This window comes from Sphaerospermopsis sp. LEGE 08334 (assembly GCF_015207205.1).
In the GTDB taxonomy this organism is placed as follows: Bacteria; Cyanobacteriota; Cyanobacteriia; order Cyanobacteriales; family Nostocaceae; genus Sphaerospermopsis.
Map to the genome: position 1 here is coordinate 47916 of NZ_JADEXH010000029.1, position 25257 is coordinate 73172.

The 25257-nt window shown below is 38.4% G+C and carries 28 protein-coding genes and 1 pseudogene; 17 read left to right on the forward strand and 12 right to left on the reverse strand.

Features of this window, described 5'->3' with window-relative positions:
* Positions 1-20: 20 nt before the first annotated feature.
* Positions 21-842 (reverse strand): SDR family NAD(P)-dependent oxidoreductase, encoded by an 822-nt coding sequence (locus IQ237_RS16735; RefSeq protein ID WP_228020393.1) that lies wholly within the window; start codon positions 840-842, stop codon positions 21-23.
* A gap of 1 nt (position 843) precedes the next feature.
* A complete protein-coding gene (locus IQ237_RS16740; protein WP_228020394.1) occupies positions 844-1896 on the reverse strand; it encodes an Mrp/NBP35 family ATP-binding protein in 1053 nt (350 codons plus the stop codon).
* 219 nt (positions 1897-2115) lie between these two features.
* On the opposite strand from IQ237_RS16740, the gene IQ237_RS16745 reads away from it, so the two are divergent.
* The 7 genes from IQ237_RS16745 to IQ237_RS16775 all read left to right on the forward strand — a co-directional run bounded on the left by IQ237_RS16745 (position 2116) and on the right by IQ237_RS16775 (position 9365).
* Positions 2116-3171 (forward strand): sulfonate ABC transporter substrate-binding protein, encoded by a 1056-nt coding sequence (locus IQ237_RS16745; protein ID WP_194057108.1) that lies wholly within the window; start codon positions 2116-2118, stop codon positions 3169-3171.
* A gap of 130 nt (positions 3172-3301) precedes the next feature.
* Positions 3302-5017 carry a fumarate reductase/succinate dehydrogenase flavoprotein subunit gene (locus IQ237_RS16750; protein WP_194057110.1) on the forward strand — a complete coding sequence of 572 codons (1716 nt, stop codon included), beginning with the start codon at positions 3302-3304 and terminating at the stop codon, positions 5015-5017.
* 82 nt (positions 5018-5099) lie between these two features.
* Positions 5100-6404: an O-acetylhomoserine aminocarboxypropyltransferase/cysteine synthase family protein gene (locus tag IQ237_RS16755; protein WP_194057112.1), complete on the forward strand. Its 1305-nt coding sequence runs from the start codon at positions 5100-5102 to the stop codon at positions 6402-6404.
* A gap of 138 nt (positions 6405-6542) precedes the next feature.
* Positions 6543-7604, forward strand: coding sequence for a homoserine O-acetyltransferase (gene metX / locus IQ237_RS16760; RefSeq protein ID WP_194057114.1), 1062 nt, complete (start codon positions 6543-6545; stop codon positions 7602-7604).
* 30 nt (positions 7605-7634) lie between these two features.
* Entirely contained in the window at positions 7635-7862 is a 228-nt protein-coding gene (locus IQ237_RS16765) for a ferredoxin family protein (RefSeq protein ID WP_194057116.1), read from the forward strand.
* 10 nt (positions 7863-7872) lie between these two features.
* Entirely contained in the window at positions 7873-8832 is a 960-nt protein-coding gene (locus tag IQ237_RS16770) for a HEAT repeat domain-containing protein (RefSeq protein ID WP_194057166.1), read from the forward strand.
* Between the two features lie 2 nt (positions 8833-8834).
* Positions 8835-9365: a dual specificity protein phosphatase family protein gene (locus IQ237_RS16775; protein ID WP_194057118.1), complete on the forward strand. Its 531-nt coding sequence runs from the start codon at positions 8835-8837 to the stop codon at positions 9363-9365.
* A 46-nt stretch (positions 9366-9411) separates the two neighbouring features.
* Here the strand turns inward: IQ237_RS16775 and IQ237_RS16780 are convergent, their stop codons facing one another.
* Complete coding sequence (locus tag IQ237_RS16780) at positions 9412-9954, reverse strand: DUF2808 domain-containing protein (RefSeq protein WP_194057120.1); 543 nt, start codon at positions 9952-9954, stop codon at positions 9412-9414.
* Positions 9955-10257: 303 nt separating this feature from the next.
* Between IQ237_RS16780 and IQ237_RS16785 the strand changes: the two genes are divergently transcribed.
* The gene (locus IQ237_RS16785; RefSeq protein WP_194057122.1) at positions 10258-11028 is read left to right on the forward strand and encodes a DUF4058 family protein; all 771 of its coding nucleotides are present in this window, start codon (positions 10258-10260) and stop codon (positions 11026-11028) included.
* A gap of 33 nt (positions 11029-11061) precedes the next feature.
* On the opposite strand, the gene IQ237_RS26710 is transcribed toward IQ237_RS16785, so the two are convergent.
* From IQ237_RS26710 to IQ237_RS16795, 3 genes are all read right to left on the reverse strand, one after another.
* Entirely contained in the window at positions 11062-11193 is a 132-nt protein-coding gene (locus IQ237_RS26710; RefSeq protein ID WP_255512675.1) for a hypothetical protein, read from the reverse strand.
* A gap of 27 nt (positions 11194-11220) precedes the next feature.
* Complete coding sequence (locus IQ237_RS16790; RefSeq protein ID WP_194057124.1) at positions 11221-12117, reverse strand: DUF4351 domain-containing protein; 897 nt, start codon at positions 12115-12117, stop codon at positions 11221-11223.
* A gap of 207 nt (positions 12118-12324) precedes the next feature.
* Positions 12325-13899 (reverse strand): tetratricopeptide repeat protein, encoded by a 1575-nt coding sequence (locus IQ237_RS16795; protein ID WP_228020396.1) that lies wholly within the window; start codon positions 13897-13899, stop codon positions 12325-12327.
* A 546-nt stretch (positions 13900-14445) separates the two neighbouring features.
* Between IQ237_RS16795 and IQ237_RS16800 the strand changes: the two genes are divergently transcribed.
* From IQ237_RS16800 to IQ237_RS16825, 6 genes are all read left to right on the forward strand, one after another.
* Positions 14446-14667, forward strand: a complete 222-nt coding sequence (locus tag IQ237_RS16800; protein ID WP_194057128.1) for a hypothetical protein — start codon at positions 14446-14448, stop codon at positions 14665-14667.
* A complete protein-coding gene (locus tag IQ237_RS16805) occupies positions 14664-15083 on the forward strand; it encodes a type II toxin-antitoxin system VapC family toxin (protein ID WP_194057130.1) in 420 nt (139 codons plus the stop codon). The genes IQ237_RS16800 and IQ237_RS16805 overlap by 4 nt, the downstream gene beginning before the upstream one ends.
* 71 nt (positions 15084-15154) lie before the next feature.
* Entirely contained in the window at positions 15155-16009 is an 855-nt protein-coding gene (locus IQ237_RS16810; RefSeq protein ID WP_309225772.1) for an ATP-binding cassette domain-containing protein, read from the forward strand.
* Positions 15966-16820, forward strand: a complete 855-nt coding sequence (locus IQ237_RS16815) for an ABC transporter permease (RefSeq protein WP_194057132.1) — start codon at positions 15966-15968, stop codon at positions 16818-16820. The genes IQ237_RS16810 and IQ237_RS16815 overlap by 44 nt, the downstream gene beginning before the upstream one ends.
* A 19-nt stretch (positions 16821-16839) precedes the next feature.
* Positions 16840-17298 carry a MarR family winged helix-turn-helix transcriptional regulator gene (locus IQ237_RS16820; protein WP_194057134.1) on the forward strand — a complete coding sequence of 153 codons (459 nt, stop codon included), beginning with the start codon at positions 16840-16842 and terminating at the stop codon, positions 17296-17298.
* Positions 17264-18529, forward strand: a complete 1266-nt coding sequence (locus IQ237_RS16825; RefSeq protein WP_194057136.1) for an MFS transporter — start codon at positions 17264-17266, stop codon at positions 18527-18529. Before IQ237_RS16820 ends, IQ237_RS16825 begins: the two co-directional genes overlap by 35 nt.
* A 156-nt stretch (positions 18530-18685) precedes the next feature.
* Here IQ237_RS16825 and IQ237_RS16830 read toward each other — a convergent pair whose 3' ends face one another.
* The 6 genes and pseudogenes from IQ237_RS16830 to IQ237_RS16855 all read right to left on the reverse strand — a co-directional run bounded on the left by IQ237_RS16830 (position 18686) and on the right by IQ237_RS16855 (position 23659).
* Positions 18686-19525 (reverse strand): hypothetical protein, encoded by an 840-nt coding sequence (locus IQ237_RS16830; RefSeq protein WP_194057138.1) that lies wholly within the window; start codon positions 19523-19525, stop codon positions 18686-18688.
* Positions 19515-20204, reverse strand: a complete 690-nt coding sequence (locus IQ237_RS16835; protein WP_194057140.1) for an XRE family transcriptional regulator — start codon at positions 20202-20204, stop codon at positions 19515-19517. The genes IQ237_RS16830 and IQ237_RS16835 overlap by 11 nt, the downstream gene beginning before the upstream one ends.
* Positions 20201-20995 (reverse strand): TIGR04255 family protein, encoded by a 795-nt coding sequence (locus tag IQ237_RS16840; RefSeq protein WP_194057142.1) that lies wholly within the window; start codon positions 20993-20995, stop codon positions 20201-20203. The genes IQ237_RS16835 and IQ237_RS16840 overlap by 4 nt, the downstream gene beginning before the upstream one ends.
* A 356-nt stretch (positions 20996-21351) precedes the next feature.
* Positions 21352-21951 carry a thioredoxin family protein gene (locus tag IQ237_RS16845; RefSeq protein WP_194057144.1) on the reverse strand — a complete coding sequence of 200 codons (600 nt, stop codon included), beginning with the start codon at positions 21949-21951 and terminating at the stop codon, positions 21352-21354.
* A gap of 85 nt (positions 21952-22036) precedes the next feature.
* A pseudogene (locus tag IQ237_RS16850) lies at positions 22037-22943 on the reverse strand (TauD/TfdA dioxygenase family protein).
* A gap of 44 nt (positions 22944-22987) precedes the next feature.
* Positions 22988-23659 (reverse strand): glutathione S-transferase family protein, encoded by a 672-nt coding sequence (locus IQ237_RS16855; protein ID WP_194057146.1) that lies wholly within the window; start codon positions 23657-23659, stop codon positions 22988-22990.
* A 407-nt stretch (positions 23660-24066) separates the two neighbouring features.
* On the opposite strand from IQ237_RS16855, the gene IQ237_RS16860 reads away from it, so the two are divergent.
* The 3 genes from IQ237_RS16860 to IQ237_RS16870 all read left to right on the forward strand — a co-directional run bounded on the left by IQ237_RS16860 (position 24067) and on the right by IQ237_RS16870 (position 25205).
* Positions 24067-24420 (forward strand): DOPA 4,5-dioxygenase family protein, encoded by a 354-nt coding sequence (locus tag IQ237_RS16860; protein WP_194057147.1) that lies wholly within the window; start codon positions 24067-24069, stop codon positions 24418-24420.
* Between the two features lie 10 nt (positions 24421-24430).
* Positions 24431-24664, forward strand: coding sequence for an HAD hydrolase-like protein (locus IQ237_RS16865; RefSeq protein WP_194057149.1), 234 nt, complete (start codon positions 24431-24433; stop codon positions 24662-24664).
* Between the two features lie 130 nt (positions 24665-24794).
* On the forward strand, positions 24795-25205 hold the full coding sequence (locus IQ237_RS16870; RefSeq protein WP_309225773.1) for an HAD hydrolase-like protein: 411 nt from the start codon (positions 24795-24797) through the stop codon (positions 25203-25205).
* Positions 25206-25257: the final 52 nt, after the last annotated feature.

A 25257-nucleotide genomic window follows, 5' to 3' on the forward strand; every position in this document is an offset into this window, starting at 1 on the left:
TTTTGATATGATTTTGGTGATTATCGATCTTGCAGAGTAGGCCGAATCAAGATTTCATTCACATTTACGTGCTGTGGTTGGGTAACAGCATAAATTATTGCTGCTGCTATATCTTCACTTTGTAATGGTGTAATTGCTTTTCGTCTGGTTTCAATTTCCTGCTTTGCCACTACATCGGTAATATGCTGATCAATTTCTGTTTCTACCAAACCAGGCTCAATAATAGTAACACGGATATTATCTTGATACACTTCTTGCCGTAATGCTTCCGAAAAGGCGTTTACACCCCATTTAGTCACATTATAACCAGCCATTCCTGCACGAGCGATGCGACCAGCTACGGATGAAATATTAACGATATGTCCTGATTTCTGCGCTTTGAATATAGGTAAAACTGTGTAAGTTGCGTACATTAACGCCAGAACATTAATATCAATCATTTTTCGCCAGTTTGCGGGATCTGCATTTTCAATCCTGCCTGGAAATGATATACCTGCATTGTTTACCAAAATATCTACGCGCCCAAATTCTGCATTAGCTTTTTGGATCAAATTTTTAACCTGTACTTCATCGGTAATATCTGCAACAACAGGTAATGCTTGTCTACCATTTTCAGTAATATGTTTTGCTACTGCTTCTAAACGCTCTCCCCTTCTGGCAGCAATTACTACTTTTGCCCCTTCTGCTGCTAATGAAATAGCCGTAGCTTTACCAATTCCCGAAGAAGCTCCGGTAATAATAGCCACTTTACCATCTAATTTACCTGCTATAGTAAACACCCATTGATTAATTAATAAAATACGGTAACTTGATAGAGATTTTGTAGATTTAAAATCAAGCATCTCATAGATCACTAGAAAAAGCAAGAAAAGTATTCTCTAAAGCCGCAGCAATATCTATAAATACCTGACTTGTAGCTAAACTAGAGTCAGCAAGGGTAAGAGGTTGACCAGTATCACCACCATTACAAATACGCGGATCGAGGGGAATTTTGCCTAAAAGCGGTGCTTGGAGTTCATTTGATAACTTTTCACCGCCACCACTACCAAAAATCGGAGTTTCTTCCCCATTTAAGCCGATAAAATAGCTCATATTCTCGATAATACCGAGAACAGGAACACCCACTTGACGAAACATATAGATACTGCGACGCACATCAGCAACAGCCACTTGTTGAGGTGTTGTTACCAATATCACCCCACAAATCGGGCTTTCTTGCACAATCGTGATTTGAGCATCACCAGTACCGGGAGGCAAGTCTATCAACAGATAGTCCAATTCTCCCCACTCAACTGCATGGATAAATTGAGTAATGATTTTATGTAAGACGGGTCCACGCCATGCTAGAGGATGATCCGGTTCTGCCAACAATCCTACAGACATGACTTTGATACCATGAGCTTCTAAAGGTAAAAATTTCTGACCATTAGCAGTATCAATAACTGTAACTTCCGATTGTCCTAATCCCAACATCTGAGGAACATTAGGACCATAAACATCAGCATCTAATAACCCAACTTTCGCTCCTGTTAACCTCAAAGCTGCGGCTAAATTAACTGCGGTTGTGGATTTACCCACACCCCCTTTACCGCTAGATATGGCTAATGTCGTTTTTACCCCTGGAATTGTACAAACTTGAATGTAGGTTTTTTTACACCAAGTTAATGATGATAAAACGGTTTCTATTTCTGCTTCTAAGTGCTGCTGACGAGAACCTATATACAAGCGCAAATAAATATATTGATCAACTATCCGCAGATTTCGCACCATTCCTAAACTAACGATGTCGTTTTTTAGGGTAGGTTCAATTACTTGTTTCAGGAGTTGAATAACTTCTTCTTGTGGGAGATGGGAAGAATCTGTTTGTACTTCCTCTTGCAAAAGGCTATTGTTCAAATCTGATTTTTTCAGCATTTCACGGCGATCTGGTATATAAAATTACGAAGTGAATAACTAAATGACAGAATAATTACTTTTTTTAAAGAAAAGCTTGCATTTCAATTTCCTCTATGTGATATTTTAAGAGTGAAATACGGTAACTCGATTGACATACTGTAGTTTTATCATGAATTGACTTAAAGTTTGAATATTTTATTGACCTTTACAAGTAGGGTAATGTTGAGTAAATTCTTTCTATTCCGATTATTTGAAGTTGGAATCACTTTTCTTAAAAAATCGAACTTTCGCAATTTTTCCTTACTGTTTGCAGTTGGATTAAGCTTGACTTTAGCTATTTCTGCTTGTTCTCCCAACACAACCGAAACAGCTAGTCCAAGTTCAACTTCTAATGCAGCAAATAGCAATACCGTAATTCGCATTGGCTACCAAAAAGCTGCAACTGTTCTTTACGCATTAAAAGCAAAAGGGGAATTAGAAAAAGCGTTAAAAGCCTCTGGTGCTTCTGTGACATGGACTGAATTTCCCGCAGGTCCACCGATGTTAGAAGCTTTAAATGCTGGTAGTATTGACTTTGGTTACACGGGAGAAGCACCACCAATTTTTGCTCAAGCAGCAGGTACACCATTTGTATATGTTGCCTATGATCCTTGGACTCCCAAAGCGGAAGCGATTATTGTCCATAAGGATTCACCTATTAAAAATGTGGCTGATCTTAAAGGTAAAAAAGTTGCTTTTGCGAAAGGATCAAATACTAACTATCTAGTAGTCAAAGCATTAGAAAAAGCAGGATTAAAATACACAGATATCAAACCAACTTTCCTTCCTCCAGCAGATGCTCGTGTAGCATTTGAAGGTAGAAATGTTGATGCTTGGGCAATTTGGGACCCATTTTTAGCCGCAGCCGAAAAAGCAACTGGCGCACGCACTCTCACAGATGCAACTGGACTAGCTCCCAATTTAGGTTATTATCTGGCTGCTAAATCTTTTGTAGATAAAAATCCAGAAGGTTTAAAAACAGTTTTGGATGGGGTAAATAAAGTTAGCGATTGGGCAAAAAATAATCCTACTGAAGTTGCTCAGTTACTTTCACCTGTATTGGGTATAGATGCGGCTGTTTTAGAAACAGCAGAAAAGCGGCGTGATTATGGTGTACTACCTCTGACAGAGGAAGTAATTAGCAAACAACAAGAAATTGCTGATACTTTTTATCAAATCAAATTGATTCCTAAAGAAATCAAGGTTAAAGAAGTAGTTTGGCAAGAAAATAAATAATTTATAGTTGGTAATTGGTAATAGAAAAATTACTAATTATCAATTATTTCTAAAAATCTTCCTTGACTTTCTCTGCGCTCTCTGCGCCTCTGCGTGAGAAAAAAATTTTGAATTCTTAAAAGAGTGGTATATGGTAACAAACATCAATACACAGTGGCTAAAAACCGACGTTTTAGTAATTGGTGGTGGGACTGCGGGGACAATGGCAGGAATTAAAGCCAAACAAGCAAATCCTGATGCTGAGGTGTTAATTTTAGAAAAAGCAAATATTCGCCGTAGTGGGGCGATCGCAATGGGAATGGATGGAGTTAATACAGCCGTTATTCCTGGCAATTCCACCCCAGAACAATATACCCGCGAAGTCACCATTGCTAACGATGGTATTCTGCACCAAAAAGCCGTTTATCAAACAGGTAAATTAGGTTTTGAAACCATTCAAGAATTAGAGAATTGGGGCGTTAAATTCCAAAAAGATCCCCAAGGAAATTACGATGTTAAACAAGTGCATCGGGTAGGAAAATATGTCTTACCCATGCCAGAAGGTAAAGACTTAAAAACCATTCTTACCCGCCAAGTTAAACGCCATAAAGTGAAGGTTACAAACCGCGTTATGGCAACTAGAATATTAGTAAAAAATGGTAGAGCCATTGGTGCAGTTGGGTTTGATGTGCGCGGTGGAGATTTTGTAGTTATTCAAGCTAAAGCTGTTATACTTTCTACAGGTGCTTGTGGACGTTTGGGTTTGCCTGCATCTGGCTATCTTTATGGAACTTATGAAAATCCTACAAATGCCGGAGATGGTTATTCAATGGCTTATCATGCAGGAGCAGAATTAAGCAATATTGAATGTTTCCAGATCAACCCATTAATCAAAGATTATAATGGTCCAGCCTGTGCCTATGTTGCAGGTCCATTTGGTGCGTATACAGCCAATGCTGAAGGAAACCGCTTCATTAATTGCGATTATTGGAGTGGGCAAATGATGTTAGAGATTTGGAAAGAATTAAACTCTGGTAAAGGACCAATTCAAATGAAAATGACTCATTTGGATGAGGATACAATTTCCGAAATTGAGTCCGTTTTATGGGCAAATGAAAGACCGAGTAGAGAACGTTTTCATGAGGGTAGAGGTGAAAATTACCGTACTCATGGCGTAGAAATGAATATTTCAGAAATAGGATTATGTAGTGGACATAGTGCTTCTGGTGTGTGGGTGAATGAAAAAGCAGAAACTACAGTACCCGGACTTTATGCAGCCGGAGATATGGCCAGCGTTCCTCATAATTATATGATTGGTGCATTTGTCTTTGGTCGGTTAGCAGGAGAAAATGCCATTGATTATATTGAAAATTTAGAACATATAGAACCTGATCCTGATTTTCTGGAAACAGAAAAAGCGAGAATTTATGAACCATTAAATCAACCAAATGGTATTCCTCATACTCAAGTTGAATATAAGTTACGCCGAATAGTGAATGATTATCTACAACCACCAAAATCCGGTAATAAAATGGAAATTGGACTAAATAATTTTGTGCGTTATCATGAAATATTAGCCCAAATGGGAGCGCGTGACCCTCATGAACTGATGCGGTGTATGGAAGTACATTTTATCCGTGATTGTGCAGAAATGGCAGCACGAGCATCTTTATATCGTCGGGAAAGTCGTTGGGGTTTATATCATTATCGGTTGGATTTTCCAGATAAAAATAATGAAGAGTGGTTTTGTCATGTAAATTTGAAAAAGAATGAATTAGGAGAAATGATTTTATTCAAACGTCAAATTGAGCCTTATGTTGTGGAGGTTGATTTACAGCAAGAAGTTTATGATGTTGCGGTTAGATAATTAGATAATTAGTAAATCAGAAACTAATTAAAAACCTCCTTATTTTTTGATAGTCAACCTACTTGAATAACTAGAACTACCCATGTCAGAAAACTATCGTTTTGAAACCCTACAAGTCCATGCTGGACAAGAACCTGCACCTGGTACTAATGCCCGCGCTGTACCAATTTATCAAACCACTTCCTACGTTTTTGATGATGCTGAACATGGAGCGCGGTTATTTGCTCTCCAGGAATTTGGTAACATTTATACCCGGATCATGAATCCGACAACGGATGTATTTGAAAAAAGAATTGCGGCTTTAGAGGGGGGTGTAGCAGCTTTAGCTACTGCAAGCGGTCAAGCAGCCCAATTTTTAGCCATTAGTACAATCGCTCAAGCAGGAGATAATATTGTTTCCACCAGTTTCCTCTATGGGGGAACTTATAACCAGTTCAAAGTTACTCTTCCACGATTGGGGATAAATGTCAAATTTGTGGAAGGAGATGATCCAGAAAATTTCCGTCAAGCAATTGATGAAAAAACCAAAGCCCTGTACGTTGAAACCATTGGTAATCCCCAGTTCAACATTCCCGATTTTGCCGCTTTAGCCCACATTGCCCATGAAAACGGCATTCCTTTAATTGTAGATAATACCTTCGGCGCTGGTGGTTATTTAGCTAGACCAATAGAACATGGTGCAGATATTGTTGTTGAATCTGCTACTAAGTGGATAGGTGGTCATGGTACATCCATTGGCGGCGTAATAGTAGATTCTGGTAAATTTGACTGGGGTAACGGTAAATTTCCCCTCTTTACCGAACCTTCCCCCGGTTATCATGGATTGAATTTTCAAGAAGTTTTTGGGAAAGGCAGTCAATTTGGTAACATTGCCTTTATTATTCGCGCCAGAGTCGAAGGATTACGAGATTTAGGAGCAGCACTGAGTCCATTTAATGCTTTTCTACTACTGCAAGGATTAGAAACCCTTTCCCTGCGTGTAGAACGTCATATCAACAATGCTTTAGAATTGGCCAAATGGTTAGAACAACAAGAGCAGGTAGCATGGGTTAATTATCCAGGACTTCCCAATCATCCATATCATGAACGCGCCAAAAAATATCTCCGACATGGCTTTGGAGGAGTTCTTAATTTTGGCATTAAAGGTGGATTAGAAGCAGGTAAAGCCTTTATTAGCAATGTGAAATTAGCCAGTCATTTAGCAAATGTTGGTGATGCAAAAACCCTTGTTATTAATCCTGCTTCTACAACTCATCAACAGCTAAGTGATAGTGAACAAATTTCGGCTGGTGTAACACCAGATTTAGTGCGGGTATCTGTGGGAATTGAACATATTGATGATATCAAAGAGGATTTTAAGCAAGCATTTCGGCAGGTTTTTAAGTAATAGCTAATTGGTAATGGAAAAATAACTAGACGTTGCTGATTGAGAATATAAATTAGTCTCACGCAAAGGCGCAAAGCCGCAAAGTTAGAATTACCAATTATCAATTACCAAAGGACTTTAAACCCTATTCCCTGTTTTATGAAATACTTAAACTTCATTTCGCCAAAAACCCAGTTTTATCAACTTTCAGAACCATTTCCATTAGAATCTGGTGAAGTATTAATTAATGTTCAGGTTGCTTATCGTACCTGGGGAAAATTAAACGCAAACGGCGATAATGGAGTCTTAATTTGTCACGCGCTTACTGGTTCTGCGGACGCTGACGACTGGTGGGGAGATTTGTTTGGTTCTGGGAAAGCCTTTGATCCTGATCAGGATTTTATCGTGTGCAGCAACATTTTAGGAAGTTGTTACGGTACAACTGGAGCAACTTCTATAAACCCAAATACAGGGAAGGTTTATGGTGCATCTTTTCCCAGAATTACAATTCGGGATATGGTTAATTTGCAAGCTGCACTATTAGAATATCTGGAAGTTAAATCTCTACGGTTAGCAATTGGTGGTTCGCTGGGTGGAATGCAAGTTTTAGAATGGGCTTTATTATATCCAGAAAAGGTGAGAGGGATCGCACCAATGGCATCACCTGGAAAACATTCAGCATGGTCTATTGGTTTAAGTGAAGCACAAAGACAGGCAATTTATACAGATCCAAATTGGCAAGGGGGAAACTATACAAGTGATGCACCTCCGAATCAAGGACTAGCAGTAGCACGAATGATGGCAATGATTACCTATCGTTATTGGGAGAGTTTTACAAATCGTTTTGGCAGACAGCAAAATGAATCTAATCAGTTTGCCATATCTAATTATTTACATTATCAAGGTCAAAAACTAATAGAACGTTTTGATGCTAATACTTATATTACATTAACTCATGCAATGGATAGTCATGATGTGGGATGGAATAGAAAAGATTATCAATCGGTTTTGCAAAGTATCAATCAACCAACTTTAATTATCTCCATTGATTCTGATGTTCTTTATCCTCCAGTAGAACAACAAGAATTAGTAGATTTAATTCCTCATGCTCAATTGGGTTTGCTCAAATCAATCCACGGACATGATGCTTTTTTAATTGATATGGAAGCATTGAATGAAATGGTGGTTTCTTTTAAGGAAGAATTGGAATTTTTTGTTTAATTTTTAATGACATTAGGGAGTTACACAATTATGGCTTTAATTAATCAAAGAGTAGATGTCCCGGTCATTGTGGATGAATCTAAATGTTTAGAAAAATGTGTTGCTTGTATTGAAGTTTGTCCTTTGGATGTGTTAGCAAAAAATCCAGAGACGGGAAAAGCTTATATGAAATATGATGAATGTTGGTTCTGTCTACCCTGTGAAAAAGAATGTCCAACAAATGCGATTACAGTCCACATTCCTTTCTTGTTGCGGTAGAGGTGCAGAAATGTTTACAGATACAGATTCAGATTTAAATCAATGGTTGGAAATGTTGCGATCGCCTGATGTGAGCGATCGCCTAGTTGCGGTAAAATCTCTACAGCATCTAGGAGAAGACGCAGCAGTTGACGCTTTAATTATCGCACTCGAAGACGAAAGCACCGCAGTACAAAAAATAGCCGTATCTGCACTTTGGGAACTTGCTAATCCCGTTGCTGTACCCGCTTTATTAAAAACTCTCGCTTCCCCAGATATAGAAGTTCGCACTGAAGCATTATCAGCATTAGGTGAATTAGTCACCACAGATCATTTATTGCTTTTATTGGATGCACTGAATCAAGAAAATATCAATCTCCAAATTAACATCTTAATCTTATTGCGGAAGATACATGATATTCAATCTTTACCTGCGGTGTTATCTTTTTTTGATTCCAAATATTCAGAACTCCGAGAAGCTGCTGTGACAACTTTACGTTATTTAAACCAAGTACAAATCTGTCCACCAGCTTTATCTTTAATTAATGATTCTGATGATAATGTCCGTCGTGCAACAGCATTAACTTTAGGACATTTAGTAGATCAAGAAATTGTCACATTATTGAGTCAATTATTAACTTCCGATCCTGATTGGCAAGTACGACGCAATGCAGCTAAATCTCTAGCAATTCACGCTAATTCAGAAGCAATTACAGCTTTGAAAATTGCTCTAGAAGATGAACATTGGCAAGTGCGAAAATTCACGCTTCAAGTATTACAAAAAATGCCAGATCAAAATTTATTGCCTGATTTGATTAAAGCACTAACAGACGAATATTCTGATGTCAGAAAAGAGGCAGCTATAGCACTTGGTAACTTAGAAAATGCTGATGCTTTAAATGCACTTCAACAAGCACTAGATGATCCTGATAGAGATGTTTCTATTTACGCGGAAAGAGCAATTAAAAAGATTGAAAATTTGGCTATTTAAAGATGTACAAATTTGCCCCTGCTTGGGAACAAGAAACAATAGTTTTTGGTGCTTCTCGACCTGGATATACTGATAATCAGGTATATGATTGGATTGAGTTTATGAAATTCCAAAATATCAGGCGAGTTTGCTGTTTACTTAGTGAAAAACAACTAGCTAATTATGCCCACCTTTTAGATAAATATCGGCAAGAATTTGGTAATAAAAAAATTTGTTGGACACCAATTGAAGATTTTTATTTATCTGATTTAGAAACACTCACAGAGAAAATTATACCTTTTTTGATCACAGCAAATCAACAAAATGAAAAAGTAGTTGTGCATTGTGCTGGTGGAATTGGCCGCACTGGACATATATTAGCAGCGTGGTTAGTTACTATGCGGGGATTTTCTAATCAAGATGCAATTTCTGCTGTTATAAGAACAGGAAGAAATCCTCATGAAGCTGTAATGTTAAATGAAAATCCATTACAAATTGCACGAGAATTAAATGTGCTGCTGAATAATTGTCGTCTAGCATTCTTAACTAATTGATGGATATTGCTGAATTTGTCTGAAAAATCAGCAATTTATCAACACTTTACCTTTGATAAAATAGGTGATTATCAAAATCATTGTAAAATTGCAACCGACCAGTTCCCACAACTAAATTATTCGTCTTTTCACCAGAGGAAATAACATGAACTCGAAATAGATAAATACCTTCACTGACGGGATTATAAAAAGGTTTTAAAGCAATAGTAATTGTTTGATTTGCAGAAATTGGTTTATCAAAAGTAGCAATGATAGTTTGTGGTTGAGTTGAACTTTTGGTTAGGGTAATACCTAGCTTTTCTTTTTGTCCATCTGCTTCTACAAAAGCAAAACTGTTTTTCTGATTGAATTTGATATTTTCTACACCTTCTATTTGTGTCAAAACAACTTGTTTTAATTGCCAATTAGCCAGAGATTCTGGTAATTTGATTGTAAAATAATAAGTTGCGTTCCAAGAACCTGTTTGATTGTAAGTTGTTTTGGCAGTCAATAATTTTGTTGCTGGTATTCCATAAGTAGCAGGTACAGATAACAAAAAGATTCCTGTACTAATAGCTAGGGTTTTACATAAAGTTTGAAAGCTGTTCATATTTTTGAATTGGATGTTTTAAATGGGTTTTTATATTGAATTACACTCTTTTAGTTTAGCAAGTGGAAGTCACTAATAATTACACATATTAGTTAATTTTAATCGTCCTAATTCCTATCTGATTAGGTGGATTAAATGAGAGGTTATATCGCAATACTGCTCACTTAACTAAATATACTTTAGGTTATGCGATCGCTACGCTTGCCCCAGGCACAGTATAATCCAAAAAAATTGTCAAGCCAACCTACAGAGCGATAAAATAATTCTATCAAAGGAGATGTAAATAAGTTGGAGACAGTGCAAATGCAAAATCCGTTTCCTGGTATGAATCCGTATTTAGAACAACCTGAATTATGGCATCAAGTACATAATCGTTTAATTGTCGCTATAGCTGATGATTTAACTCCTCAAATTGCCCCTCAATACAGGGTTTCTATTGAGGAGCGAGTTTACACAAGTGTGGATGATATTTTCCTAGTGGGAATTGCTGATGTAGCTGTTGCGAAAAGAAATAATAATGCAGAAACTGGGACAACTTTAACTACTACAAAACTAGCAGAACCTAGTAAAGTTAAAGTTCCCATGTATGAAGAAGTAATTGAGCGATTTTTGGAAGTGAAAGCCACACAAAGCCGGGAAGTAGTGACTGTAATTGAAATACTTTCTCCCAGAAATAAACGGTCTAAGGAAGGTAGAACAGTTTACGAAAATAAGAGACAGAAAATTTTAGCATCTGCTACTAATTTAGTGGAAATTGACCTATTGAGATTAGGTGAATCTTTGCCAATTATAGGAGCAAATAAAAGCGATTATCACATTTTAGTTAGCCGCAGTCATCAACGACCAGATGCAGACCTTTACAGTTTTGATTTACAAGATCCTATTCCTGTTTTTCCCGTTCCTTTGCGGTTAGGAGAAAATGAACCTGTGATTGATTTGCAGAAGTTGTTGAATGAAATCTATGAACGGGCTAGATTTGATTTAGCAATTGATTATTCACAAGTTCTAAAACCTGCTTTATCTTCTGAACAGGAAGGTTGGGTAAGGGAGATTTTGGAGAAAAATAGCAAATGAATTCTCAATTATCAACATTTCAAGTCAAGATCGTTAATATATGGCTAATGCTGGACACAGGTGCAACAGTTCAAGAGATTGGACAGGTAATTGCTCAAGTAGGGTGATTTTGTAGGGGCTAAAATCTATCCATAACAGTTGTTTGAACAGTGGTTCTAATTGCATAATTAACTCCCTAATAATCAAAATGAATTAAATTGAGTGTTGGGTTAACCAAGCTTCTAAATCAGCAACACTAGAAAAGTCTAATAACGCCTCTCCTAAATTTTCTAACTGTTCAATTGATAATCTTGTAATTCGCTCGATTAATAACGAATCAATTTCCCCAATCCGACGATGTAGTAGACGCAGTATTAAGTTTTTTTCTCCTTCTTGTCTTCCTTCTTCTTTAGCTTGTTCTCTATTTCTTTGATAAAGTGGTTCTAGTCGCATAATTAACTCCCTATCATCTGTTTCTAGTTCTTGATTTACTCTCAAATTTTCGCGCAAGTTGTAAACTAATTCCAGGGTGGCTTTTTGGTATGGATGATCTAATGGTAACGCTTGCAACTCGATAATTGCTTGTGATTGTACGCTTCCCCTACCCAAAAGCCTCAACCATAAAGTCTCTGGTGTTTGTGGTAGTTGGTGTATCGCCACAATTGCTGTTCGCAAGGCATCTGCTAAAAAATGTACCCCCGATAACCAACCTTCTTTTTGGATAGTTCCAAAGCTAGATAAACGAGTTTCCGATATGGTGGGGGTTAAAATCCACAATTTAGGAATTTCTGACTCCTGAAGTTTGATTTTATTGGCTTTGGCTTCTCGTCGCAATGAAGCCTTGACTTCTAATAATTTGAGAATACAGTCGCAGATTTCATCGCTAGAAGCTGGATTGCGGTATGGTTCTATTATTGCAGGATTTTCGGCAAGTCTTCCTAGTAACCCCAGTATTTGTAATTTAGAAGTTTGTTGTTTAGCAGGTGTGAATAAAACATCTATTTCTTTAATCTCTCCTGAGACTTTTTCTGATGCTTTGACTTCTCCGTAATCTTTTAATAATTCTTCTAGATAGTCTTTGGCGAATTTATCATGTATAAAGCGCGTCATTAAATTTTAATTTTGAGTAAAATCTGGGAAATAATTTGGACTTTTATTATATAGCAGTTAGGAATTTTCAGTAAGAGGATGGTTTAAAATTTTTGGTGTTGTATTCAATACTTTGAGATTCCCGACTTCTTTGAATGATCTTCATTATTTACAAAAAATTTAATTAAGAAGTCGGGGATCTTTCGTACCTGGCTTAACTTATATTCATTATTTGTTAATTTTTCTGATTAGCTCCATAGTATCTTGATAGTCTGTTTCCTTACCTTCTTTTTTATATATATTTGCGGCTGTTTGGAAATCTTTAATTGCACCCTGCTTATCTCCTAATTTAGAACGGATCAATCCCCGGTCGATGTAGGCATCTACATAATTGGGATTAAACTTGATAGCTAGGTTGTAATCATCAATTGCACCCTGCTTATCTCCTAATTGATAACGGATCAATCCCCGGTCGCAGTAGGCATTTGCATAGTTAGGATTAATCTTGAGGGCTTGGTTGAAATCTTCTATTGCTCCTTGTTCATCTCCTAAATTAGAACGGGCAACTCCTCGGCTGTAGTAAGCTAAGGCCAAGTTAGGATCAATCTTAATAGCCTGATTGTAATCATCAATTGCACCCTGCTTATTTTCTAATTTATCACGGACAAATCCCCGATTCATGTAGGCATTTGCATAGTTAGGATTAATCTTGAGGGCTTGGTTGAAATCTTTTATTGCACCTCGCTTATTTCCTAAATCATAACGGGCAACTCCTCGGTTGTAGTAGGCTGCGGCAAAGTTAGGATCAATCTTAATAGCCTGAGTGTAATCATCAATTGCACCCTGCTTATCTCCTAAATCAGCACGGATATTTCCCCGGTTGAAGTAGGCATAGGAATTGTTAGGATTAATCTTGAGGGCTTGGTTGAAATCTTCTATTGCTCCTTGCTTATCTCCTAAATCAGCATGGGCATTTCCCCGGTTGTTGTAAGCTGAGTCAAAGTTAGGCTCAATCTTAATAGCGTGAGTGTAATCTTCTATTGCTCCTTGCTTATCTTCTAAATCATAACGGAAAATTCCCCGGTTGTTGTAGGCTTCGGAATAGTTAGGATCAATCTTTATAGCCTGAGTCAAATCCTCAATTCCACCCTGCTTATCTCCTAAATCAGAACGGGTATTTCCCCGGCTGTAGTAAGCTTTGGAATAGTTAGGATCAATCTTTATAGCCTGAGTCAAATCCTCAATTCCACCCTGCTTATCTCCTAAATAATAACGGGCTGTTGCTCTGTAAAAATAAGCATCTTCATTATTGGGTTTCAGTTGCAATACTTGAGTATAATAAGCAATAGCATTTTGATAATCTTCTTTCTCAAGACACTCATAACCCAAGCGCATATATTCGTCAGCTTCAGAAGATATCAAACTTTCTAAATAGCTGCGTAAACCCCCAGCATAAAGCAATTCATCTATTCCCACCAAGGCTTTACCAGCAGCCGATTTAATCATATTTGTTGGTAAAAATCCCGCCAAAATCAGATTGTATTCAGCCTGAGCCTCGCTGACTTCTTCTTGAATTAAAATACAAACTAGAACTGCATTTTTTTCAATTTCTTCTTGACTAATTGACCATTGAATTTTATCAAAATTGCCATTACGGGCTTTAACCTGAATACCAATTGATGAGTCAGAAGTTAAGGTAAAATCAACTTTTCCATCACCACCAACGCGCTTTTCATAGTCAACTTCCGTGACAAAATCAGCCAAACGGGATTTAACAACTTCCTCACCCAGTTTCCCCTTCATGTTGTTGATAAAGTAATTTTGGGGATCATTTGGTTTATACTTCTTGATCATCTCCCAGCAAAAATTCCGTAATGGCTTTGATCTCTCATCAGAAATGACAGTTAATTCACTGTGCTGGCCTTTTTCATCACAATGGAGTAAGTAAGTCGGCGGGAAAATTTATAACCATGTAACAAAATGTAAATTCAATCAATGCCTTATCAATAGGTCATTTAACGGGGTTTACAAAACTCAACATACATCGGTTTTATCGTGCCGACTTACTTAATTTAGCAGATTTAAGTCTTTGAATAAAATCAGTCTGTTGTGCCTTGAGTGGTGTTGTCCAGTCCATATTGGTTTAAATTTACTCTAGCGATATTTTTAAATAGAATGTTAATGGGAAAATTTAAGCTTAACACCTCAAGAGATCGGACAGGTAATTGCTCAAGTAGGGTAATTTTGTAAGGGCTAACATCTATCTACAATAATAGTATAGCGATCGCTCTATTTAAATTAAGTAGACGCTGAAAGTACAATAAAATTATCCTTCATTTAAACCCCATTATGGTTATCCCAGAACTCGAACAACAACTGCTTCAGCTTTCGCATAACGATAAACTGTATATTATTCAACTCCTTGCCCAAAGCTTAACTACAAGCAATACCAACTCAGAACAACCTACTAAAATCTCAGAATTTTTCCGTCAATCCCCCCTAGCTGAACTCACTGAAGAACTCGACTTGAACCGCGATCGCAGCCTACCCCGCGATACCTTTACCCCATGACCTACCTCCTTGATACTTGTCTAATTTCTGAACTTGTTGCCAAACAACCAAATCAAAAAGTTTTAGATTGGGTAGATGCCCAAGTTCCAGAAACACTTTACCTCAGTGTAATTACTGTTGGCGAAATCGCTAAAGGCATCTGCAAACTTACTCCATCTAAGAGAAAAGACTCTCTCACAACTTGGCTAAACGAAACCCTACCCAATCGCTTTGAACACAGAATCTTAACTGTAGATGTTTCAACAATGGTCTTATGGGGAAATTTGGTTGCGTCACTTGAACAGAATGGCCGACCTCTACCCGCTATGGATTCTCTCATTGCAGCGATCGCACTTCAACACTCTCTATCACTTGTCACTCGTAACGAAAATGATTTTGCTGGTACTGGGGTTGTCATCATTAATCCTTGGTCTTGACTTTTAGAAAAAATATGCCAAACTAATATTTAGGCAATCTAAATATTTGAAAAAGGAAGTGTCTCCCAATCGTGAGTAAACAAAGGGGAAGCGTAGACTCTTCGTTAAAATCTGCACAAGTTTCGCCATCAGTGATATTGCAAACCCTGGAACTGACGCGACGCTTTGACAACTTCACCGCCGTTGATGGCTTAAATATATCCGTAACATCGGGAGAAGTTTTCGGTTTACTCGGTCCTAACGGTGCTGGTAAAAGCACAGTAATTAAAATGTTAACCACCTTGCTACCAGTCAGTAGCGGAAAAGCATACTTAGCTGGTTATGATGTGACTCGTCAACCTGATGCTGTGAGAAGGGTGATAGGTTATGTACCTCAAGCTTTATCAGCAGATGGAACTTTGACGGGTTATGAAAACCTCTTAATATTTGCCAAGTTATACGATCTACCGACTCGAAGACGACAACAGCAAATTAAGGATGTGTTGGAATTTATGGGTTTGGAGGATGCAGCACATCGCTTAGTGAGGAATTACTCTGGGGGGATGATTCGTAAATTAGAAATTGCCCAGGCTATTTTACATCAACCGCAGATTTTATTTTTGGATGAGCCGACAGTGGGATTAGATCCTGTAGCGCGATCGCAAGTATGGCAGTTAATGGAACAATTGCGAATTGAGTACGGTACAACCATCTTTTTAACTACCCACTTTTTAGAAGAAGCAGATACTCTGTGTCATCGAGTAGTAATTATGAATCAAGGTAAAGAAATTATCACTGGTTCACCATCAGAATTAAAAGCAGCGATCGCAAAACCAGATGCAACTTTAGATGATGTATTCATCCACTACGCAGGAAATCAATTAGTATCAGGAGTGAGTTACAGTGAAACTGCAAGAACCAGACGTACCTCTCAACGGTTGGGCTGAACCCAGATATAATCGCCCTAAAGGGATTTTTTCTGGCATCAAAGAACTATTTACCAAAACCCTAGTAATTACTGAGTTAGAGGTAAGAAAACTCCGTCATGACCCCAGTGATTTAGTGATCAGGGCTGTACAACCGGCTTTATGGCTGATCATTTTTGGACAAGTATTTACTCGCACTCGTGCTATCCCTACAGGTAATATACCTTACCTGGATTTTATGACTCCGGGTATTTTGGCTCAAAGTGCCTTATTTGTCGCTATTTTTACCGGGGGGATGACATTAATTTGGGAACGTGATTTAGGGGTTGTCCACAAGTTCCTAGCTGCACCCATCCCCCGCGCTGCAATTGTTTTAGGTAAAGGTGTGGCTTCTGGTGTACGTTGCTTTTCCCAAGTAGTGTTTATTTACCTTTTAGCTTTGTTTTTAGGCGTACACCTCAATCACAATCCTATAGCTTTTTTGCAAGTTGTGTTAATTGTGTTTTTGGGAGCAGGTTGTTTTTGCACTTTTTCACTAATTATCGGCTGTTTGGTGAAATCGCGGGAAAGATTTACGGGAATAGGACAATTAATTACAATGCCGTTGTTTTTTGCTAGTAATGCGATCTATCCTATTTCATTGATGCCAGGTTGGTTAAAGGTCATTTCTCACATTAATCCTTTGACTTATGAGGTGGATGCTTTACGCGGTGCGATGCTGGCCAATGGCTCAAGTATTTATGGGTTCGGGTTAGATTGTACAATTCTCTTGCTAACATTAATAGGTTTAACCTACATCTGTGGCCGACTTTATCCACGGGTGGTAATGTAATCTGGAGAAAAACGGTCTTATGAGTTTGGATAAACCCTCTGAAGAATGTGCCGCTAGGGTGATGGAAACAGTCCCCTTATTGATGCGGTTTATCCGAGCCGAAATGCGATCGCACAGTTCTGACTCTTTATCCATACCACAATTGCGATCGCTCGCTTTTCTGAATCGCAATCCTGGTGCTTCCTTGTCTGAGGTAGCAGATCATTTAGGTGTCACCTGTGCTACAGCATCCACAACTATAGAAAAATTAGTCCAACGAAATCTGGTGCAACGTACAGATAATCCTCAAGAACGACGGCGAGTAGTCCTAAATTTGACGAGAGAGGGAAAATTGCTTTTAGAACAATCCCAGGAAAAAACTCGCGGGGAAATTGCGGAAATTATAGAGAGTTTAACACCAGAACAAGTATCAAAAATTGAAGAAGGGTTAAGTCTACTAAAAAATGTCTTCGAGCAAACAGAAACAAATCCCCCCTAATACTAAAGCTGCACACGATCCTTTTGCAGCCATGAGATTTCGAGATTATCGGCTATTTACTATTGGGCGTGTTCTCTTGTTTACAGGGGGACAAATGCAAACGGTGGCCATTGGTTGGGAACTTTATGAGCGCACCCATTCCCCTTTGGCTTTAGGTGGAGTGGGATTAGCCCAAGTAACACCAATGATATTACTAACATTAATAGCCGGTCATGTTGCTGACAAGTATAATCGCCAACGCACTACTTTACTAGCAATTTTCCTGCTGGCTGTTTGTTCACTGGGTTTAGGAGTGATTTCCTACACCAAAGGGGCAATTTTCCTAGTTTATGCCTGTTTAGTGTTAATGGGTGTAGCAAGGGCATTTCTCAAACCTGCCAGTGATGCTTTAATGTGGCAGTTGATACCAACTAATGTGTTTGCTAATGCCGCGACTTGGGTAAGTAGTAGCTTTCAGTTAGCATCAGTGATTGGTCCAGCGTTGGGAGGATTTGCCATTGCTATTTTCAAGAGTGCCACCCCGGTTTATATAGTAGCTGCGATCGCCTCACTATTATGTTTAGCCTCAGTTGCAGCTATTAAACCTCAAAAAACCAACTTTGCCAAAGAACCAATATCTTTAAAATCCTTAGCTGCCGGGGCTGAGTTTGTTTGGAATAATCAAATTATTCTGGCTGCTATTACCTTAGATTTATTTGCAGTTTTATTTGGTGGTGCAGTGGCATTATTACCCGTCTATGCCAAAGATATTTTGCAAGTTGGGCCAGTGGAACTAGGCTATTTACAAGCAGCACCATCCATAGGTGCATTAATTATGGCAGCCTTGTTAGTATATTTACCACCTATCTGCAAAGCTGGACCAGCATTACTGTGGTCAGTTGTCGGGTTTGGGGTTGTAACAATTATCTTTGGTTTATCTCGTTGGGTGTGGTTGTCGTTGTTAATGTTGGCATTAAGTGGGGCGTTAGATAGTATTAGTGTGGTGATTCGTCATACTTTGGTACAGATTAAAACTCCTGACCATTTACGGGGTCGAGTTGCGGCTATTAACAGTGTGTTTATTAGTGCTTCTAATGAGTTGGGGGGTTTTGAATCTGGTGCAGTTGCGGCTTTATTTGGGCCTGTTTTCTCTGTGGTTAGCGGGGGAATAGGTACAATTTTGGTGGTAGTTGCTACGGCGTTGATTTGGCCGGAGATACGCAAGTTGGGGGCGTTGCATGAGGATTTATAGGGGAAATAGTCTCACGCAAAGACGCAGAGAGGAAGAAATCTAGACACAAAAATAGTAATCTACATAGCTGCTCACAAATTTAGTCTATTTCAACGAACTTTGGCTCTTAGCCTGTAACTTGATATGGGCTGTTTATGTCGAGAATGATTTCAGATTTCAGGATGATAAGTTATCCAAATCTAGCGGATCACTCTCAACATATTCCTTTGCTGTCATGTCTTCCAAAGATACTACCAAGCCATCTACAGATTGAAAACGGCCGGATGGTGGAATTAATTTCAACCAATTTTCACAAAGTTGATCCCATCTTATATCTTGAAACTGAACTTGTTCTTCATCACGGATAAACAAAAAAGTTAGGTTGATTGCAGTGTCATTCCAAGAAGGTTCTGCATATACTCTAATTTCACGTAAAGCACGAAGAGCTTCACCTTCAGGGCTAGATTTATCATGCTTATCTTGCATTCGTATTTGCAACTTTTTAGAAAATTGATTGAAGTCATCAGGAAAAGCAAATCTAGCTCGCTTCCGGGCTAATGCTTGCCCTAATGCCCTAATCTCTTGATCATTTTGGCATCCAGACTTGCGCTCCCATTCTGCAACAACGGCTTTCTCCACTGTCATCACACGATCAAGATCAGCCACTAGATTCAGTTCTGCTACTCCTGGAATATAAGCATATTGAGGTCGTCTATTTCGTTGAATTTGATATAATTGTTCTTCATCAACCTCCACCAAAGGAACTACTTCAACAAACGGACGAGTGCCACAAGTACGCACAAGATCGCAAGTTTGCGTAACCACTACAAAACCCCTGACTTCTGACTCAGCAAGATCAGTCTCCTCTTGTGCTACACCAGTAGATTCTTGTGTCAGAGGACGCTGAGGGTGAAAACGTTGTACAAACCAATGTTCGCCAAGCACATAATCACCTTGCTGCCATTCTTGAAGAGCAGCATCCACTTCCTTAATCAAAACATCAAGCTCATTGTCCACTACCGTGTTTGCGGCTCCTTACCGCTCTAGCAGGTTTGGATCGTCCAACTTCACGATGGATAGGCTCTTGTAGAGCATCAACTAGATCAGCCGGATTGGGTGGTCTAAGTGACGCACGTGCATCCTCAGACAAGGGAGCTAACTGTGGTCTTTCAGGAGCATTACCATAACCAATAATTCGTTTTACCTCTTCATATTCATCAGCTACCAAGAGATCAAAAGGAAGTTGACTATCACTACCAGGAGTTAATAAAAGACTACGATTAAGACTGGCACTTCCCCGATTAATATACTGAACAGTAGCCAAAAGGCGATTAAGCTTCTCCTCATTAAAACGAGATAATGGCTGGCCACTTGCCCAAAAGTGAATACTTCTACGTGAAACATTAAAAAGCCTAGCAAGTTGATCCCAGGTCAATCCACTTAACTTTCTCAGTTGGTTAAGAGCAATTCGTGTTGTTTCCGCAGAATTAGTTGATGGAAAAGTCAACCCACTCGTTGTCATCTCCAAAGTAGGCAATAAATTTCGATCAAATGTTGCTGTCGTACTTGCTGTAATAGGAATAGTTGAAAAAATTTTATATATAATAGTGGGGCGGTAATTATGCTGAGGACGCATTGAGCCACGGGCAGAAGTACCCGATAACTGCTTAGGTTTTATATCTAAAAGAGAAGTCATGGTTCACCTCCAAAATGCTGCAAAAATTCATCAGTTACTGCCCATCTGAAAAAAGTATAAATTCTTTCAGCAAAACGCTGTGCTTCATTCAGAAGTTCTTCAACATCAAAATCTCGTTGTTTTGAAAGAGACATATCTAAATCAAGTATCCAGCTAGGTTCATCAACTGGTTCAATTGCATCTGGATCAAAAGTTCCATTAGGAGGAATTAACCCCCAACGCGCAATTATCTGGTCTTCTCCCCCAGGTAAACTAAACAAAGATTCATTGATACTCTGATGAATATATTCTCCAAAGTCTAATGCTACAATACCTGTAATTTCTGAGCGTACAAGCTTAGATATATCATTTACTGCTTGTCCAACGAGCCGATCAATATATCTCACACCGAATCGTTGAACAATTTTAGGTTTAATGTGTTCATTAAGTGCTATTAGCAAGTTTTCTAACCGTGCTATAAAATCACTACGACTTGTATAAGCAGTTGTTTCAAGTGCTACGAAGTCAGGTGATAGTGATAAGCGCCAATTACCTTGAGCATCTACAAATCTCCAAGTTACTTGTTCAGACTGCGTAACACCTTGAGAACCAAAAACTAAGCTGCGGGTCTGCTCTTGTTGTAATATTGGATACTTATCTCTAATAGCTTCTTGAAATCCTCCTATAAAGCTTTTATTTTCAATTGACGTAATCAGAGGAAAGCGTATTTGTGCAATAACACGAACTAGAGGTGCTTTTTTTAAAGACACCTCGTTTGGCGGTTGTGCAATAAGTGGATTGATTATGGCCACTGCTCTCCATCCTTTGTTCGTTGGTTTTCAGGAAACTGTGTATGCTCCGAAAGCAGGAAATACTGCCTTTAGTCTTGTGAATCAATAATAGAGCAAAAGTGTGAAGTATAGTGTGAAGTTTAAACAAAATTTATCTAAGACAGAATCCTGTCACTAAACCCAACATTATAAGGTGTATATGATAGCAGGTAATATCTAGCAATCTGATCTACGTATATAAAATTTGAAGGTTATCTATTAAGCGATTACACCGTATAAATAAATGTTCCCAAATTTTACAGCAGTAAAGGCCAGGATAACTTCCTGGCTGATGGAAGAGAGGCTGAAATAATCACCTTTCGACTGAAAATCCCTAACTACCCCACCGCTACCGGAACTTTATAATAAACCGGCTCATTCCCTACTTTCCATTTAATATTACAACCAATACTCGGCTTTTGCTCCCAAGTAATTACCTCATCAGCTAAAACATAATTAATTGCTTTCCGCAAATCTTGTCCGGTTACAGGTAAACCATTTTTCGGACGACTATCATCTAATTGTCCTCGATAAGCCAGCTTTCTGTTTCTATCAAATACAAAAAAGTCAGGAGTACAAGCTGCAAAAAAATCTTTAGCCGCTTTTTGACTTTCATCATAAAGCAAAGGATATGATAAATCTATTTCTTGGGCAAACTCTTTAAGTAATTCTGGTGCATCATCAGGATGAGTATTAATATCATTAGAACTAATTGCTAAAATACCCACATTTTTATTTTTGTAATCTTTTCCTAACTTGGCTAATTCTAATTTGATATGCTGTACAAAAGGACAATGACGACTCAGAAAGATCACAACTAAGACTTTTTTATCAGCAAAATCTGCCAATAAAATCGTTTTCCCTGAAACCACATCTGGGAGATTAAATTTAGGTGCTAAAGTTCCCAAAGGTAACATTGTCGAAGGTGTTAAAGCCATAAAATCCAATTCCTTAAATTATCAAATTCATGATCAAAATGGTGCGTTACATTTTGCGGTAACACACCCTACAATTAGCCTGTGATTAAGCTGCTACAAGATTGGGAATATATGCCGAAGAATCGCCTTTAATGGCTTGACTATACTTACCGTCAATCCCTAAAGGAAGATCACCAGCAATGGTTACACGCTGCACGCGACGGGGTTCATTACCGTAGTCGGCGATCGCATAATGTTGAGTAGCGCGGTTATCCCAAAATGCCACATCTCCAACTTGCCAACGCCAAGTGTTCTCAGGTCGTGTAATATAAGATTGCAATAAGCGCAGAATATCGGCTGATTCAGTGGGAGATAAACCGCGAATTTGACGCACAAAACCACCAATAAACAAACCCTTTTCCCCAGATTCAGGATGAATTCTCACCACTGGATGCAAGGTTTCATACACTGTTGAAGTAAACACATCCCGATAAGATTTCACTTCTTCAGGTATATCAAAGGCTGTGGCATAATCATAAGCGTTGCTATCTATGTACAGCCCAAAGTTTATCCGCTAAATTCCGCAAATGCTCCGGTAAATCTTGGTATGCAGTCACCGAATTTGCCCAAATAGTATCCCCTCCCGCTGGCGGAATTACCAATGCTCTCAAGACCGAGCCAAGGGGCGGACGATCTACAAATGTAACATCGGTGTGCCAGCTATTAGCACGGGCAACGGTACGGCTGTAATCTAAATCTAATACTTCTGGATGTCCAGGAAGTGATGGAACTGTGGGATGTGCAGTAGTGATTTCACCAAAACGACGCGCAAAATTTACTTGTCCATCGGCATCAAGTTCTTGGTTACGGAAGAAGATAACTTTATATTCAACTAGGGCTTTTCTAATTTCGCTGATGATTTCATCACTGAGGTTTTCAGCTAAATTAACACCTTTAATTTTTGCCCCGATGCGTCCAGCAATGGGTTTGATTTCTATGTTTTGATAACTCATAAATTTGTCTTCTCAATTTAGGAATAGTTGAATGCAGCGTTTGACTAAGCAGCGACAGGAACAGGAGCAGCAAATTTAGCATATCGCTCAATATAGAACTCTTTAGAATGAGCGATCGCCTGAACAGATTCACGTTCTTTGAGCGCGTGTTTCCACTGTTTCAAACGAGTAAATTCAGCAGGGATACCAAAGCCACGATAATGTTTAAGAGCAGGCCATCTTTCAAACCAGGGGAAAAAGGTAAAATCAACTAAACTGATAGATTCACCAAACCAGTAGGGACCATCTCCAGAAAGTTTTCCTAAACCTTCATTTTCAATAAATTCTAGATGTTTGTAGAGTTCTTGTTTAGCTTCTTCTTGTTTTTGGAAATCTGGACTGCGTAACAGTGTAGAAAAAGCGGGAACTAATCTAGTATTAGCAAAATCTATCCAAATCCGAGCTTGAGCTTTAGCAATGGGGTTACTAGGTAAAAGCGGTGGGTTAGGAAATACTTCATCCAGATATTCATTAATAACTGCTGATTCCCAAATCCGATTTTCTCCATGAGTAATTGCAGGTACTTTTCCATAAGGAGAAACTTTTGTAAAACCTTCTGGTTTATTCTGTAAATCAATTTCAATCAAATCAAAATCAATACCCTTTTCTTGAAGTACCAAGCGGGTACGGTGAGCATAAGGACAAACAACCGCACTATAAATCTTAATGTCAGCCATGTTTAAATTCCTTAGTAAATGAGGATTTGTGCTTGGGGAATTTGTTTACATCAAAAACCCAAATCTTAAATAGTCAGTAGCTAATTGATTTATGCTCACTAGCTTTCACCCCTTGACTCAATAGTTACTTCCAATATCGAGATCAGCGCAGACATAACTATTGCCAGTTATCTGTGCATCACCCTTGACGGGTTTGAATAATTTATGGACGGCTTGAGACAAAATAGAAACTACAGTTTATTGACCGAGTTACTGGTGATTGTTTTAGTAGTATTACATGACCAGAAAGAAAATTCAAGTGGTTTGACAAAAAATCTGTGTTTCACTAAATTTATGGCTTAAGAATGATTAGTATATCTAAATAATTATTGAGCTATACTTCAGAGGAAGAGGTGAAATCAAGAACCATGAATAAAAATACTGATATTACTGGTTTTCATGCACATATTTATTTTGATACCGTCAATCGTCAAGCTGCTGCTCGTGTAAGAGAAGGTTTAGGTGCTAAATTTGATGTAAGATTGGGACGCTGGCATGAACAGCCTGTAGGACCACACCCAAAATCAATGTATCAAGTAGCTTTTTTACCACATCAGTTTGGTGAAGTTGTGCCTTGGTTAATGGTTAATAGAGAAGGTTTAGATATTTTGGTTCACCCAGAAACGGGAGATGATGTCAAAGATCATACAGATAATTCTCTGTGGTTAGGGGAGAAGCTACAGTTGAATATTGAGTTTCTACAAAGGTTAAAAACTATTTAAACTTACCAAAATGCTTTCTCGTACAGTCCTTTTTGACCTAGATGGAACTCTCACTGATCCTAAAGCTGGAATTACTGGCTGTATTCAGTATGCTTTATCGGAACTTGGTTATCAACCACCAGATGCTAATGAGTTGCTTTGGTGTATTGGACCACCACTAAAAAGCAGTTTTTCCCAGTTATTGCAAACCTCTGATGACACATTGCTGGAGGAGGCAATTTTACTAAGTAAGTCGGCACGATAAAACCGATGTATGTTGAGTTTTGTAAACCCCGTTAAATGACCTATTGATAAGGCATTGATTGAATTTACATTTTGTTACATGGTTATAAATTTTCCCGCCGACTTACTTATATCGTAGTCGCTTTTCTACGATTGGGTTATTTGAAAACTCCCTTTATCCGCAAATTCCCGAAACCCTAAAAATTATTCGTGCTGCTGGTTATCAGACTTTTGTAGCGACTTCCAAACCTCAGATTTATGCTACACGCATTATTGAATATTTTGATTTAGCACCTTTGTTTGATGGTGTTTATGGTAGTGAATTAGATGGTAATAGAAGTGTGAAAGGTGATTTAATTTCCTACATTATAGAGAGGGAAAGTCTTTTAGCTTCTACTGTAGTTATGGTAGGCGATCGCTCTCATGATATCATCGGGGCTAAGAAAAATAATATTGCTTCCATTGGTGTAACTTATGGCTATGGAAGTAGGGAAGAATTGGAAACTCACAAAGCTGATTTAATTGCTGATTTTCCAGATGAGATTCCTACATTACTAACGTAGGGTACGTTGCGCGTTGCGACAATACATCACATTATATTACAAGTATAACTTT

Excerpts from the sequence above, each read along its gene's own strand:
- IQ237_RS16735 (WP_228020393.1), bottom strand. The coding sequence starts at position 842 with ATGCTTGATTTTAAATCTACAAAATCTCTATCAAGTTACCGTATTTTA.
- IQ237_RS16745 (WP_194057108.1), top strand. The coding sequence starts at position 2,116 with ATGTTGAGTAAATTCTTTCTATTCCGATTATTTGAAGTTGGAATCACT.
- IQ237_RS16750 (WP_194057110.1), top strand. The coding sequence starts at position 3,302 with ATGGTAACAAACATCAATACACAGTGGCTAAAAACCGACGTTTTAGTA.
- IQ237_RS16755 (WP_194057112.1), top strand. The coding sequence starts at position 5,100 with ATGTCAGAAAACTATCGTTTTGAAACCCTACAAGTCCATGCTGGACAA.
- metX (WP_194057114.1), top strand. The coding sequence starts at position 6,543 with ATGAAATACTTAAACTTCATTTCGCCAAAAACCCAGTTTTATCAACTT.
- IQ237_RS16765 (WP_194057116.1), top strand. The coding sequence starts at position 7,635 with ATGGCTTTAATTAATCAAAGAGTAGATGTCCCGGTCATTGTGGATGAA.
- IQ237_RS16770 (WP_194057166.1), top strand. The coding sequence starts at position 7,873 with ATGTTTACAGATACAGATTCAGATTTAAATCAATGGTTGGAAATGTTG.
- IQ237_RS16775 (WP_194057118.1), top strand. The coding sequence starts at position 8,835 with ATGTACAAATTTGCCCCTGCTTGGGAACAAGAAACAATAGTTTTTGGT.
- IQ237_RS16780 (WP_194057120.1), bottom strand. The coding sequence starts at position 9,954 with ATGAACAGCTTTCAAACTTTATGTAAAACCCTAGCTATTAGTACAGGA.
- IQ237_RS16785 (WP_194057122.1), top strand. The coding sequence starts at position 10,258 with ATGCAAAATCCGTTTCCTGGTATGAATCCGTATTTAGAACAACCTGAA.
- IQ237_RS26710 (WP_255512675.1), bottom strand. The coding sequence starts at position 11,193 with ATGCAATTAGAACCACTGTTCAAACAACTGTTATGGATAGATTTTAGC.
- IQ237_RS16790 (WP_194057124.1), bottom strand. The coding sequence starts at position 12,117 with ATGACGCGCTTTATACATGATAAATTCGCCAAAGACTATCTAGAAGAA.
- IQ237_RS16795 (WP_228020396.1), bottom strand. The coding sequence starts at position 13,899 with ATGAAGGGGAAACTGGGTGAGGAAGTTGTTAAATCCCGTTTGGCTGAT.
- IQ237_RS16800 (WP_194057128.1), top strand. The coding sequence starts at position 14,446 with ATGGTTATCCCAGAACTCGAACAACAACTGCTTCAGCTTTCGCATAAC.
- IQ237_RS16805 (WP_194057130.1), top strand. The coding sequence starts at position 14,664 with ATGACCTACCTCCTTGATACTTGTCTAATTTCTGAACTTGTTGCCAAA.
- IQ237_RS16820 (WP_194057134.1), top strand. The coding sequence starts at position 16,840 with ATGAGTTTGGATAAACCCTCTGAAGAATGTGCCGCTAGGGTGATGGAA.
- IQ237_RS16825 (WP_194057136.1), top strand. The coding sequence starts at position 17,264 with ATGTCTTCGAGCAAACAGAAACAAATCCCCCCTAATACTAAAGCTGCA.
- IQ237_RS16835 (WP_194057140.1), bottom strand. The coding sequence starts at position 20,204 with ATGACTTCTCTTTTAGATATAAAACCTAAGCAGTTATCGGGTACTTCT.
- IQ237_RS16845 (WP_194057144.1), bottom strand. The coding sequence starts at position 21,951 with ATGGCTTTAACACCTTCGACAATGTTACCTTTGGGAACTTTAGCACCT.
- IQ237_RS16855 (WP_194057146.1), bottom strand. The coding sequence starts at position 23,659 with ATGGCTGACATTAAGATTTATAGTGCGGTTGTTTGTCCTTATGCTCAC.
- IQ237_RS16860 (WP_194057147.1), top strand. The coding sequence starts at position 24,067 with ATGAATAAAAATACTGATATTACTGGTTTTCATGCACATATTTATTTT.
- IQ237_RS16865 (WP_194057149.1), top strand. The coding sequence starts at position 24,431 with ATGCTTTCTCGTACAGTCCTTTTTGACCTAGATGGAACTCTCACTGAT.